This is a genomic window from Aurantimonas sp. A2-1-M11 (assembly GCF_036549475.1).
Classification (GTDB): Bacteria; Pseudomonadota; Alphaproteobacteria; order Rhizobiales; family Rhizobiaceae; genus Aurantimonas.
This window is the reverse complement of sequence record NZ_JAZHLI010000089.1, coordinates 1-12289: the sequence shown is the minus strand read 5'-3', so window position 1 is coordinate 12289 and position 12289 is coordinate 1. Positions and strand designations below refer to the sequence as shown.

The following is a 12289-nucleotide window of genomic DNA, read 5'->3' as shown; positions in this document are numbered from 1 at the left end:
CGGCTCTCCGGCCGGGCTACGCCCGTCCTTCGAGCCGCGGCAGCGGCCATCATGCTTGTCGCAACCGGTCAGGATGGTTGTCGCGCAACACCAGACCGCCTTCGCGGCGTCGAGCGGGTCCTATCCCGCTTCACCCTGACGATGGCCGCCAATAATTTGCCCGACTGCCTCGGTTGCTGGAGGCATGAGGCGGAAGGTGACTGCCCAAGGCGCGATAATCGCAGGCCATTTATAGCCGAGCGCCCGGCGCCTTCACTTAATTGGAAGAACAACAATCCGGCGCGTCGATTATTTCAGCACACTGTTAGATTTCCACCCGGGCCAATAGCCGTCCTGAATGATCGACGACTGACAGATTCCAATCTTGCCCAGTTATGCCGCATAGAACCAATTCTTCTGCATATTCCATGAGGATCTCGCCGAGAACCTCGATTATCACCAGATCGCTGACGGCCTCGCATCCGGTTACATCCGGTATTTTAACCCCCCCTCGCTCAAGGTGAAAGAAATAGCGAGGCATGCGGCGCTCCTCAAAGCCGATATCGAGTCCGTTAGCGACATTGCCGTTGCACGGTTGATGGTCCGGCCTAAAAATGTGTGAATGCGTCAATCGTTCGGCAGATTTATACTTTGAAAGCTCCGTTGCCTCTAGGACCCAGAAAGTTCTCGAAGCACATCTGTTTCACCGCAATTTGATCTCGGGCAATCCAGCCGAAAGCGGGTGATTGAACGGCACGTAAGTCTTTGGAGGTGAGGGTACCCCCGGTAGATTACTCCTTTTGCTCTCCTTGTCCGGGAAGCTCCCGCGCGGCGAAGATGCGGCCTGGTTCCACGGTTGCGAAGGCCCATGACAATCTCCCGCTCGGATATCGGCCGGTTCAATCTCGGCGCCCTTCTGACTTCGCCGGCGACAACTGCGTCGCCCATCGAAATAAGGGCGGCTGAATTCCTTGCGCTCCCGGATCTCGAGGGGTCCGATACGACACTGCTCGCCGAACCTGGGGAAGGCGGAACCGCCAGCGCGGCGAACGACAATGACCTTTGCTACCGCATCGAGCCTTTTCGCCCGGTCGGCGGCCTGCCAAAGCGCTGGATGGATGTCGTCATCGCCGCCACGGCGCTCGTTCTAATTTCTCCTTTGATGGTCCTGATTGCAGTCCTGATCTGGGGGCAAGGCGGAACCGTGCTCTTCGTCCATCGCCGCATCGGCTTCGACGGCAGGCCTTTCAATTGCTACAAGTTTCGCACGATGTGCGCCGATCCGGAGGGTGCCCTCAGCGTCTACCTGCAAAGCAATCCGGAAGCCGAGGCTGAGTGGCTGGCGAATAGGAAACTCAGACGCGATCCGCGAGTGACCCTTTTCGGGCATATCCTCCGCAAGGCGAGCCTCGATGAACTTCCGCAGCTTTTCAACGTCCTGCGCGGCGAGATGAGCTGCGTCGGCCCGAGGCCTATCGTCGCTGACGAACTGGAGCGCTACGGCGAAGTTGCGAGAGACTACCTGCGGACGCGCCCCGGCTTGACCGGGCTCTGGCAGGTCAACGGCAGGAACACGGTCGACTTCGCGCGCCGCGTCGAACTCGACGGCCAGTATGTGAGGACCTGGTGCGTCCGAAGCGATCTCGCGATCCTTTTCCGCACAATCTTCGCGGTCGCCCGATTCGATGAGACATGTTGAACGCCCGCGTCGGTTAACGCCCGGTCGCACAGCCGGGCCCGACGACAGGATTCGGCGCCGGCGCACTTCAGCGGTCGGCCCATTTCCGCCAGAGCACCGGCAGGCAGAGCCCGATGAGGAAGCCGAGATGCATAGTCAGAACGAGCAGCAGCGTGGAGGTCAGCGTGATCGCTTCTGAGAAGACCTCGAAGGCGTTAGCAACGACACAGAGGATCGCGATCGACAAGGTCGCGACGATTAAGGCAGGCGCGCGAAAGCGGACCCCGATCAGGATGCCAAAGGCATTTGCTGCCGCAAAGCACCAGAACACCGCCTTCTCCCCCAAGCCCCCATGGGCAAGCTTGCGCACACGATCCAGCACATCGGAGTCACCAATATGTCCAAAGCCTGGCATCGCAATGATCGACTCATGCCACTCGAGCGACATCCAGCTCACGTTGGGCGCGCGTGGCGAGGCCTGATGATATGCAACTCTCTCCCGTCGGCTTCCTCGTCTGCCTCGTCATCCTAGTCTCGGCCTTCTCTCTCCGGGGGTCACTGCTGACGGCGCTGATCGCCTCCTTGGCGTTCGGATCGACCAGCATCGTCACGCTCGGATCACTCGGAGGTTCCTCCCCGCTCATCTATACGGTTTTCGCGCTGCTCCTTGCGGCATCGGTGTTGGTCCGCAAGCATCTTCGGCAAGATCTCGGCAAGGTGCTCGGCCGAATCCAGGCGACATGGGTGGTGGGGGCCCTGATGATCTACGCCGCGATCGGGGCTTTCCTCCTCCCTCGCCTCTTTGTCGGCCAGACGAGCGCCTTCGTGCCGTCACGCACCTTCAAAGGCGTGTTCGAAGTGCCGCTCGAACCGGTTTCGGGAAACATCACCCAGCTTGGCTATCTGGCGCTTGGCGGCGTGACCTTTCTCTGCGTGTGCATCGTCCTCCTTCACCGAAAGGGGCTGGAGGACATTCGCCGCGGTTTCCTGCTCTGGTCCTCGCTCCATACGGCCATGGGGGTTCTCGATCTGGCGAGCAAGCTCGCGGGGCTTGGCGACATACTGAAGCCGCTGCGGACGGCGAACTATGCCATGCTTACGCAAGCTGACGAGGCCGGGTTTTCGCGCATAACCGGCGCCTACTCGGAAGCATCCGCCTTCGGCGGCGTCTCGCTCGCCTGCCTGGCCTTCACCTACACCTACTGGCGCAAGACCAACTCGCGCCTCGCGTTGGTTCTCTCCTTGAGTCTGCTGGTTCTCCTGATCCTCTCCACCTCGTCCACGGCCTATGTCGGCCTGACGATCCTGTGCATTCCGGTCGCGCTCTCGATCGCGCGATCCTTCGCCGTCGGCCGGGTCAGCTCGGCCGAGATCATGCTGGTGGTCCTCTTCATCGTCGGCCTCCTTGTCGTCATGGCGATCAGCTTGCGCAACCCCGACTTCTTCCGCCCGTTCATGAATCTTCTGGACAGTGCAGTCTTCGACAAGGTCAACTCCGCCTCCGGCCAGGAGCGCGCCTACTGGAACTACAAGAGCCTACAGTCCTTCCTCGACACGGGCGGACTGGGCATCGGGATCGGCAGCTCCCGTGCATCCAGCTGGCCGATAGCCGTTCTGTCCCAGCTCGGCCTTTTGGGCGCAATCATGATGGCGGCGCTACTCGCCATTGTGGCGCGCCCGTCGAACGCCACGAACGCGGACGGCGATCCGGAGATCGGCGCGGTCGTGTCTAGCGTTCGCATGTGTGCCCTGGCGGGGATCGTTTCCGGGTCGCTGATCAGCGGCAGCGCCGACCCCGGCATCGTCTTTTTCGTCGCCGTCGCCGTCGTTTGCGCAGGCCGCGTGCGCGACCTGCGCAAACGCCCTGTCGAGGCAACGCCGTACCGTTATCGACAGAGCGTCGGAGAGGCTGCCTGATCAAGGCTGTCGGTCGCAGACGTTAATCGGACCAGGACGCCTTCTAGTCTTCGAGCTGACCGAGCTTGACCGTCGCGATCCCTGCGTTCGGCGCTTCCACCGTGGCAGGTTGCGAGATGAGCCCGTCCAGTTCGTCCGGGAACGGGATCTGGACCTTTATAGTGTCGCCGGGCTCGACCGCATCCGATTCGATGGCCGGTATCTCGATCGTCCCGCCATCGGAGGGCCGCACGATCGTGTAGGTCGGCTCCCGGCGGGCCGTGCGGGTGCGCACTGAGACAAGACCGGGGGCGGACATCTCCGACTCGTACAGCAATTGCACCGCGGTTTCGGCCTGGCGCGCGATCTTATCGAGCTGAGCCTGGGTTTCGCGGAGCGCCACCGTCGCATCGTAGGCCGCGCGATTGCGCAGTTCGAGGATGGCGAGATCGGTCCGGCTTATCTCCTGCCGGGCGCGCAACAGGCTGGTCTGGGCGGACAGCCTGTCGCTCTGGCTCTGCATCAGGGCGCGCTCCAGCGCGATCTCCCGCGCCGCGACGGCAAGCCCCTGCTTGACCAGGGAGGAAATGCCCGTCAGCTCCTTCTGGACCAGCTCGACCTGCTTGTCTTGAAACGCAAGGTGAGACTGCAGCGCAAGAAACTCGTCGCCGAGAAAGGCCCGCAACTCCTCGAGCGTGCGGATCTGGGTGATCAATGCCTGGCGGCGCGTCATCAGGATCCGGCGTTCCTGTTCCATCGCGAGGGCGACGGATTCCTCTTTCTCGCGGCTCGTCAGCTGCTCGGGAAACTCGATCGCCTCGGCATCTGCCAGTTCCGCCAATAGCCGGGCCTTGCGCGCCATCAGGCCGATCGTATCCAGCCGGATCAGGTCGACGTCACCACGCCCGGCGATCAGTTCGCGCTCGAACCTGCCCGTACCATCCTCCCGCGTGCGCGCGCCACCCGCGATGCTCAGCGCCTGGAGCACGGTCAGGCCCGGGCGATAGGGAAACTCGCCCGGCTCCATCACGTGCCCGACGATGTAGAACGGCCGGAACTGGACGATCTCGACAGAAACGTCGGGCTGGCGGCCGAGCCCCATGTTTCGCATGAGGCGCTCGCCGATGCTAACGCCCAGCGCGCTCGGTGTTACGCCTTGTGCCTCGATGTCGCCGACGAAGGGCAGCGAAAGCGAGCCCGCCTGCCCGACCGTGAACTGATCGTTCAAGGCGGTCCATTCGAAGATGACGTCGCGCGAGGCGCGCCACTCGTAGATCTTGAGGCGAATCTTGTCCTGGGGCCCCAGGAGGTATTCGCCCGCCCCGGCCGTCGAGCCGAGTGCGCCCAAGGAGATCGCCAGCATCACAGTCGTGGTCGCGGCGCGCGGAAGCCATGCGCCGACGGCCATGCCGGCGCGCTCTCCCTTGCGCGACGATCTCGGGGGCATCCGCGGCGGATAGTGGCCCGTATTCCGGAGCCAACGATAAAGATCCATGTTTGACCTCCGCCCTGTCCAATGCAGGGTCACTTGCGAACCGATGCCAGTCCGAGGTGACCAGGATCGGTCACCTCACCTGATTTCAGATCTCCAGAATATGTTCCGGCTCGACACGGCCATCGAGCAGGTGGCGGAGAGCCAAGAGATTTCCGCGCAGGCGGCCGCGCCGGTCCACATAGGGCTCGGACCAGACGCTGCGAATGATGTTGGCGGCGATGTTGCGCGCCATGAGCGGCAACGCGAAGCTTGCAGGCACCGTGCCCTTGCGGATGAGATAGACCGGGTTGGCGACCTGCGAATATCCGAAGCGTTTCCCGCTGACCCGCCCGGTCTTCAGCCCGAGATGGACGCCCCGGATCGTGCTGAGGCTGACGACGCGGCCCCGCCGCCGCAACTGGCTCGTGAAGTCGATGTCCTCCTGCCAGCCATAGAGCGGCAGCCGCTCATCGAAGCGCAGCGAACCGACCATCCGCGAGCGGATGGACATGTTGCAGCCATAGGCGCCGACATGATCTATCAGGCGCAACGGAGGCGGGCGTTCCAGCTCCGCCAACCGCAGCGCCTCCAGCCCCATCGCCCAGTCGAGCCCATCAGTCCTCGCGCCATCCTTCACGACCTCGCCCATGACCACGGCCCAGTCGTCGTGCTGGTCGAAGGCCTCGACCACACGCTGGAGATAGCTGTCCGCGGGAACGAAGTCGTCGTCGAAGAACGTGACGACGTCGAACCGATCGAGCGTCCGCGCAAGCGCGGAGTTGCGTTGTGCGCACAACCCTTTCGGTCCGAACACCAGGGAAACCGGGAAGCGGCCAGCCGAGAAGACACCGACATGCGTCTCGTCGGGAGCGGAGATCACGACCTCGTCCGGCGGCCTGTGCTGACATTCCAGACGGGTCACCAGGCGGCCGACCATGTCGCGGCGTCCCAAACTCGGCACGACCACGGCGAGTTTCAGGTGCAGCCCGTTCTCGTTCTCCATCGAAGATCCGTCCATCGCTCGCGGCCGTCAAAGGGCTGCACTGAACGGTACGCGCTCGCGCTCGGCGGGGCAGCCACCGAATAAGACGCAACCGGCCGCTACTCAGTCCGGCGGCGCTTTGGGCTCAAAAGGGGTATGACCGCTACGTCCTCCGAAAGAGCACCCTGCACCCGCGAGGCACCTCGCCCTCCACAAGGCCGGCTTGTGCGCCATTAGGGCCAGGCACAGGCTCTGTGCTTCCGGTCTGCCGTGCGTGGTGTCGCGGGGATAGTTTCAGGAGCTGGAATGGCCGACATTCGAATGAACGCATTCTATTGGCCCGGCAGCCAATTGCCGGCTCCGACGTACTGGTCCGGCGTACCGCAAGGCCGATCGTCCTCTGCATCGCCTTTCGGTTCGATCGACCGGAATGCCAGGATCGCCGTGGTTCACGACTGGTGCCCACACTTTCGTGGCGGGGAACGCGTGCTGTCCCGCATCTGCGGGCTGTTTCCCAACGCCGAGGTCTTCACGCTGTTCGACTTCCTCCCAGCGGACGTGAAGGAAGCCTATTTCCGCGACGTCCGGTTCCACGCGTCCTCTGCCAACAGGCTGCCTCTGATCGCGCGCTACTATCGGTCCCTGTTCTTCCTGTGCCCGTTTCTGATCGAGCAGTTCGACGTTACAGGATACGACCTCGTCATCTCCTCCTCGGCCGCCTTCGCTCGAGGGGTGCTGACGCGTCCCGACCAGCCGCATCTCTGCTATGTCCATAGCCCGCCCCGCTACGCCTGGGACGAGCAGTTCTCCTATCTGGAGCAAGGCCATCTGCGGTTCGGCCCGAAAGGCCTCCTCTACCGCTACATGCTGCATCACCTGAGGATGTGGGACACGCGCACGGCGCATGGCCCGGACCTGATGCTGGCCAATTCGCGTTATGTCGGGTTGCGGATCAAGCGAATCTACGGTCGCGAGGCCGAGGTGGTGCACCCGCCGATCGCGATCGAGGAGTTGGACTTCGTCGAGGACAAGCTGGACTATTATGTATCGGCCGCCTTTCTCGCGCCCTACAAGCGTACCGATCTCGTCATCCAGGCTTTTAACGAGATGCCGGCTCGCCGCCTCGTTGTCGTCGGCGAGGGTCAACAATCGAAGAGCCTGCGCGCCCTGGCGCGCTCCAACATCACCTTCGCCGGCTACCTGCCGCGCGACGACTATGTGCGCACGGTCGGTAGCGCGAAGGCGATGGTGTTTGCCGGCTGCGAGGATTTCGGCATCGCGCTCGCTGAAGCGCAAGCCTGCGGCACCCCGCTGATCGCTTTCGGACGCGGCGGCGCACGCGACATCGTCGGACCCCTGGGGATGACGGACGATCCGACGGGCATCCTTTTCGACAAGCAGACGGTGGAATCGATCCGGCAAGCGGTCGTGACATTCGAGCAGAACCGGTCGTCGATCAGGCCGGCCGCCTGCCGCGCCAGCGCCCTTCGGTTTTCCGAACAGCGGTTCGACCAGGCGATCCTGAAGAACGTCGCGGCGGTCCAGGCGCTTCACGCAACAGCGTAGTCGGCAGCCTTGTTAGCCGCAGCTGCGGACATCGATAGACCGTCTGCCCGCGCCATCACCTCGAGGTAGCGCTCCGCCGACGACCGCCAGCGGAACAGCGCAAGTCTCGCCCGCCCGCCCGCGATCATCTGTATTCGCAGTCGAGGGTCGTGACGCAGGCGGACAAGGCGTTCGAACCAGGCGTCGGGATCGTCGGGCGCGGCGTAGAGGGCGGCGTTCCCGCAGATTTCCGGGAGGCTCGCGCGGTCCGAGACGACGACGGGACATCCCAGCGCCATGGCCTCGAGAGGCGGCAGGCCGAATCCCTCGACGAAGGACGGGAACGCCAGGCAGAGACTATCCCGCAGGAGCGCGGCCAGCTCGGAATCGGTCAGTCGGCCGAGCCGGATGACGTTTCCGGCCTGCGCAGCGATGCCCGCCGAGTTGAAGACGCGGCTGTCCAGGTCGCCGACGACAGCGAGCCGCAGGCCTGCCGTGGACAGGCGGTCGGCCATGGAGAGGATCAGGGCGACGTTCTTGTGTGGGATGGAACTGCCCAACACCACGATCGTGTCGCGGCTCGCCGCACCGAGCGTCGCGGCCGAGTGGGCCGGCTTCCAGCCGGCCGCATGCTCGTGACCGTTTGGCGCGACGAGGATCTTGTCCTCCGGGAAGATCCCGAAGGACGAGATCTGGCCGGCCGAATAGTTCGACACTGTGGCGACGGTCGCCACGGTGCGGCCGAGCGCCGGCAGTAGCACGCCATAGGCCCATCGGAAAGACCTCGAATAGCTTTCCGGAAAGGTCCGCGTATTGAGGTCGTGAATGCAGAGGATCTGCCGGCCGACCGCCAGCGGTCCGGTGTTGCAGAGGCTCACCAGGCCGCCCCTCACATGGCGGGGAAGCGTCGCCTGCTCCCATGCATGTCCTCTGAGGCGGCCGGCCTTACGGGTCCCGATCGCGGTCAGTGCCGGCGCATCTCCGGCATCGGGGGGAAGAACAAGCTCGACCTCCAGGTTGCGCGCGATGTCGATTCGTTCCGACAGCAGAAGGTCGAACTCCCGGAGGATCTCCCGCGCGTAGCGCTGCACGCCGCTCATCGGTTGGGCAAGAAAGCGGCCGTTGATGGTCCAGTGCCGTGGCATGGGTGCTCGCCAGAACAGGGCTCTCCATCGGAAACGAGAAGAGCGCGCGCGACTTCGGTTCATCTTGCCTATCACGGCAGTCAAGGGCGGGCAGGCTCAACGAATTCGGGCGGCGGGGCGCTTTCAGCTATCCGGAGGGATGGCGTCGAAGGAACTCCGTACTTCAAAGGGCTAAGCCCCGTACCGCCCCGCCGGCGCTCGCCTTCAACCCACGAACCGATAGGATCTCGTATCGCGTTCTCACATTCGACTGGACTGGCAAGCCATGCTGCGAAAGGCTGTCGAGGAGACTGGAATAGTCCGCAGGCCGATGCCGTCCCGCGTCCACGACGCGGCACGTCGGCCGAAGCGCGTGTGGAGCATCAATGGCGACTTCCTCGCGCTCCAGCCGAACGGCGTGGCGCGCTATGCGCGCGAGGTCACGCTCGCGCTCGATACGCTGATCCTGGAGCGCCATCCGCTGACGGACCGGCTCGAGATCGACCTCCTCGCCCCTCGCCCGGCTACCGAGCCGCTACCTCTTCGATCCATTCCGGTCCGCCTGGTCCCGGAGTTCGACAAGCCCCGGCTCCCGCAGGTCTGGGTCCAGGCCCAGTTGCCTGGCCATGTGCGCGGGGGCCTGTTGAGCTTCTGCAACCTCGCCCCGGTCGCGGTGACGCGTCAGATCGTCTGCATCCACGATCTCCACACGCGCCTCATGCCGGAGAGCTACGGGCGGCTCTTCCGCTGGGCACACCGGGCCATCCTTCCGGCCCTCGGCAAACGGGTCGCCTTCATCACCACGGTATCGGGCCTGTCGCGGGATCATCTCGTGCGTTTCGGCGTCGCGCCGTGGCACAAGATCGCCGTCACCTACAACGGCAGCGATCATGCGTTGCGCTGGGACGCCGCGCGGTCAAACCTGAAGGTCGCAAGCGGGCGCCCTTACGCGCTGTGTCTCGGGCGGGATCAGAAATACAAGAATGCGGAGCTGATGGTCCGGCTGGCGGCCAAGCTCGACGCGATGGGCCTCGACCTCTGGATGGCCGGGGCTGTCGACGAAGGCCTCGTCCGGCGCCATGCCGCCGAAGTCCCGAACAACCTGCGCCTCCTTGGCCGGATCAGCGACGACGACTTCAAGCGGGCACTTTCGGGCGCGCTCTGCTTCCTGTTCCCGTCCCGGATCGAAGGGTTCGGCCTGCCGGCCGTCGAGGCGATGACGGCCGGTTGCCCCGTCGTCGCATCGACCTCGCCCTGCCTGCCCGAGATCTGCGGCGATGCCGCGCTCTATGCCAATCCGGACGATCTGGATGCCTGGGCGGGCCATATCCGCCAGCTTCAGGACGACGCCCCGACACGTTCGCGCCTCGTCGAAGCAGGCTTCCAAAAGGCACAACGCTATTCCTGGCGAAGCGTCGCCGAGACCTATCTGGAGCTGATGATTAAAGTAGATTTGGCGGGAGTCCGTTGATGTCCTCCGTCGACGTCGCCATCCCCTGCTACAACTACGGGCGCTTCCTGCGCGACTGCGTCGGAAGCGTCGTCGCCCAGGCCGGCGTCGACGTACGCGTCCTCATCATCGACAATTGCTCGACCGACGACAGCCTCTCCGTCGCGCGCCAGCTCAAGACCGACGACCGCAGGGTCGATGTGGTGGAGCACGCCTCCAATCGCGGGGCGACCTTCAGCTACAACGAGGGCATCGACTGGGCGGCGTCGGACTACTTCCTCATCCTCGATGCCGACGATCTGCTGGCGCCCGGCGCGCTCGCCCGGGCGATGGCCGTGCTGGACGCTCATCCGGAGATTGGCTTCACCCACGGCATCGAGGCGCGGCTGGGGCCGGGCGGGCCGGGCCGCCCGGCCCGACGAAAGGCGGGACGTTCGGAATGGGTCGCCTCGACCGGGGCGGAATTCATCGAGCGGCTTTGCGCGACGCCCGTGAACAATATCGGCGCCAACACGGTGGTGCGGCGCACGGCGGCCCAGAAGAGCATCGGATATTACCGCCCTACGCTCCCCTATACCGACGATCTGGAAATGTGGCTGCGTCTGGCCACCACCGGAGGGGTCGCCAGCATCAGGGCGGTCCAGGCGATCCGGCGCGATCACGACGCCCGGATGTCGATCTATTATGAGGACGTTATCCTGCGGGACTTCACGGAGCGACAAGCCGCCTTCGAGAGCTTCTTCGCCAACGAAGGCCGCTTCCTTGCCGACGCGCCGCAATTGCTTGCCAGGGCGAAGCATGGACTCGGCGCCCATGCCTATTGGTCAGCGGTCTCGCATATCTGCCGCGGCGACCGAGCAAGGGGGCTGCAGTTGCTCCGCTTTGCGCATCAGAGGCGGCCCCGAGCGGCACATCTTCCTCCTCTGCGATGGCTGCTGCAGATGGACCGGCCGGCCGGCCGGATGATGGAGATCGCGTCCGACGCTCTGGGCTCTTGGGTTAAAGGCACGGCGCGACGATGAAAGGACGGAACGACAAGCCCGGCCGCCGAAGGGCGGTTGCGCGGTTGCAGGGAGGTAGTGCGATGGCGAGCGTCGACGTGGCGATACCCTGCTATAAGCACGGACGCTTCCTGCGCGACTGCGTGAGAAGCGTGCTCGACCAGGGCATCGAGGACCTGCGAATCCTCGTCATCGACAATGCATCGACCGACGACAGCGTAGAGGTCGCGCGCCGGCTGGCGGACGAGGACAGCCGGGTGCAGGTCGCAGCGCATGCCGTCAATCTCGGCCCCCACGCGTCCTTCAACGAGGGGGTGGACTGGGCCGAGGCCGACTATTTCATGGTGCTGTGCTCGGACGATGCGCTGACGCCCGGAAGCCTCCCCCGCATGCTCGCGGTGATGGAGTCGAAGCCGGATGTCAGCTTCGCCTACGGGACCGACGTTCATGTCGGCGGCGGGGCTGATGAGGTCTACATCGGACTCTCTGAGAGTGCCTGGCGGTGGCGGCTTTGCGCTGGCGGCGCCTTCATCGAGGCGCGCTGTCGCAATCCCGCCCGCTACATCGCCGCCGGCATGGTCTTGGTGCGCACCTCAGCCCAGAAGGCGGCGGGCCACTACCGAAGCGAACTACCGCATACCGACGATTTCGAGATGCTGCTTCGCCTTGCCTCCCTGGGACAAGTGGCGAGGACCGAAGCGGTGGTTGGAATCAAGCGGATGCATGGCGACAACCGGACGCTCGATTTTTTGCTCGCGTCCCGCACCCGCGACCTCGTCGAGCGGCTTGCCGCTTTCGACAGCTTCTTCGGCCGCGAAGGCAGCAAGCTCCCAGATGCAGGCCGGCTGCACGATCTCGGCCGGCGCAGCGTCGCCGAACGCGCCTACTGGTGTGGAATTAAGGATCTCCTGCGCGGCCGCGCAGGCGGCGTCGAGTTCCTCCGCCTCGCCTTCCATCTGGATCAGCGCCTGATGGTCCTCCCTCCCGTCGGCTATCTCTCGCGGACCGACCGGGGCCTCGCCGACAGCGTCCGAGGCGTTCTCCTGCCCTAGCAGCCTGTCGGACTTAGCGCACGCGAGGGATATCGATTAGAATCGAGAGATTGATTCTCCAGCCATATGACCGGTTCTGCGATGAGCAATTTTCGAATGGTAGATCGT

11 protein-coding genes are annotated in these 12289 nt (G+C 64.3%); 6 read left to right on the top strand and 5 right to left on the bottom strand.

Annotation, left to right across the window (positions count from 1 at the left end):
• Positions 1–304: 304 nt before the first annotated feature.
• Entirely contained in the window at positions 305–520 is a 216-nt protein-coding gene (locus VQ042_RS22745) for a DUF6894 family protein (RefSeq protein ID WP_331822573.1), read from the bottom strand.
• Between the two features lie 327 nt (positions 521–847).
• On the opposite strand from VQ042_RS22745, the gene VQ042_RS22740 reads away from it, so the two are divergent.
• Positions 848–1678 carry a sugar transferase gene (locus VQ042_RS22740; RefSeq protein ID WP_442880183.1) on the top strand — a complete coding sequence of 277 codons (831 nt, stop codon included), beginning with the start codon at positions 848–850 and terminating at the stop codon, positions 1676–1678.
• 67 nt (positions 1679–1745) lie between these two features.
• Here VQ042_RS22740 and VQ042_RS22735 read toward each other — a convergent pair whose 3' ends face one another.
• On the bottom strand, positions 1746–2105 hold the full coding sequence (locus tag VQ042_RS22735) for a hypothetical protein (RefSeq protein ID WP_331822571.1): 360 nt from the start codon (positions 2103–2105) through the stop codon (positions 1746–1748).
• Positions 2106–2143: 38 nt separating this feature from the next.
• Here VQ042_RS22735 and VQ042_RS22730 point away from each other — a divergent pair, with 38 nt between their 5' ends.
• The gene (locus tag VQ042_RS22730) at positions 2144–3574 is read left to right on the top strand and encodes a hypothetical protein (protein WP_331822570.1); all 1431 of its coding nucleotides are present in this window, start codon (positions 2144–2146) and stop codon (positions 3572–3574) included.
• 43 nt (positions 3575–3617) lie between these two features.
• On the opposite strand, the gene VQ042_RS22725 is transcribed toward VQ042_RS22730, so the two are convergent.
• Together VQ042_RS22725 and VQ042_RS22720 are read right to left on the bottom strand one after the other, a co-directional pair.
• Complete coding sequence (locus VQ042_RS22725; RefSeq protein ID WP_442880182.1) at positions 3618–5048, bottom strand: polysaccharide biosynthesis/export family protein; 1431 nt, start codon at positions 5046–5048, stop codon at positions 3618–3620.
• Between the two features lie 85 nt (positions 5049–5133).
• A complete protein-coding gene (locus VQ042_RS22720; protein ID WP_331822575.1) occupies positions 5134–6006 on the bottom strand; it encodes a glycosyltransferase family 2 protein in 873 nt (290 codons plus the stop codon).
• A gap of 324 nt (positions 6007–6330) precedes the next feature.
• Here VQ042_RS22720 and VQ042_RS22715 point away from each other — a divergent pair, with 324 nt between their 5' ends.
• On the top strand, positions 6331–7575 hold the full coding sequence (locus VQ042_RS22715) for a glycosyltransferase (protein ID WP_442880184.1): 1245 nt from the start codon (positions 6331–6333) through the stop codon (positions 7573–7575).
• On the opposite strand, the gene VQ042_RS22710 is transcribed toward VQ042_RS22715, so the two are convergent.
• Entirely contained in the window at positions 7560–8699 is a 1140-nt protein-coding gene (locus tag VQ042_RS22710) for a glycosyltransferase family 4 protein (protein WP_331822569.1), read from the bottom strand. The genes VQ042_RS22715 and VQ042_RS22710 overlap by 16 nt on opposite strands.
• 265 nt (positions 8700–8964) lie before the next feature.
• Between VQ042_RS22710 and VQ042_RS22705 the strand changes: the two genes are divergently transcribed.
• The 3 genes from VQ042_RS22705 to VQ042_RS22695 all read left to right on the top strand — a co-directional run bounded on the left by VQ042_RS22705 (position 8965) and on the right by VQ042_RS22695 (position 12181).
• On the top strand, positions 8965–10149 hold the full coding sequence (locus VQ042_RS22705) for a glycosyltransferase family 4 protein (protein ID WP_331822568.1): 1185 nt from the start codon (positions 8965–8967) through the stop codon (positions 10147–10149).
• On the top strand, positions 10149–11150 hold the full coding sequence (locus tag VQ042_RS22700) for a glycosyltransferase family 2 protein (RefSeq protein WP_331822567.1): 1002 nt from the start codon (positions 10149–10151) through the stop codon (positions 11148–11150). The genes VQ042_RS22705 and VQ042_RS22700 overlap by 1 nt, the downstream gene beginning before the upstream one ends.
• 62 nt (positions 11151–11212) lie before the next feature.
• Entirely contained in the window at positions 11213–12181 is a 969-nt protein-coding gene (locus VQ042_RS22695; protein ID WP_331822566.1) for a glycosyltransferase family 2 protein, read from the top strand.
• Positions 12182–12289: the final 108 nt, after the last annotated feature.

Excerpts from the sequence above, each read along its gene's own strand:
- VQ042_RS22745 (WP_331822573.1), bottom strand. The coding sequence starts at position 520 with ATGCCTCGCTATTTCTTTCACCTTGAGCGAGGGGGGGTTAAAATACCG.
- VQ042_RS22740 (WP_442880183.1), top strand. The coding sequence starts at position 848 with ATGACAATCTCCCGCTCGGATATCGGCCGGTTCAATCTCGGCGCCCTT.
- VQ042_RS22735 (WP_331822571.1), bottom strand. The coding sequence starts at position 2,105 with ATGTCGCTCGAGTGGCATGAGTCGATCATTGCGATGCCAGGCTTTGGA.
- VQ042_RS22730 (WP_331822570.1), top strand. The coding sequence starts at position 2,144 with ATGCAACTCTCTCCCGTCGGCTTCCTCGTCTGCCTCGTCATCCTAGTC.
- VQ042_RS22725 (WP_442880182.1), bottom strand. The coding sequence starts at position 5,048 with ATGGATCTTTATCGTTGGCTCCGGAATACGGGCCACTATCCGCCGCGG.
- VQ042_RS22715 (WP_442880184.1), top strand. The coding sequence starts at position 6,331 with ATGAACGCATTCTATTGGCCCGGCAGCCAATTGCCGGCTCCGACGTAC.
- VQ042_RS22710 (WP_331822569.1), bottom strand. The coding sequence starts at position 8,699 with ATGCCACGGCACTGGACCATCAACGGCCGCTTTCTTGCCCAACCGATG.
- VQ042_RS22705 (WP_331822568.1), top strand. The coding sequence starts at position 8,965 with ATGCTGCGAAAGGCTGTCGAGGAGACTGGAATAGTCCGCAGGCCGATG.
- VQ042_RS22700 (WP_331822567.1), top strand. The coding sequence starts at position 10,149 with ATGTCCTCCGTCGACGTCGCCATCCCCTGCTACAACTACGGGCGCTTC.
- VQ042_RS22695 (WP_331822566.1), top strand. The coding sequence starts at position 11,213 with ATGGCGAGCGTCGACGTGGCGATACCCTGCTATAAGCACGGACGCTTC.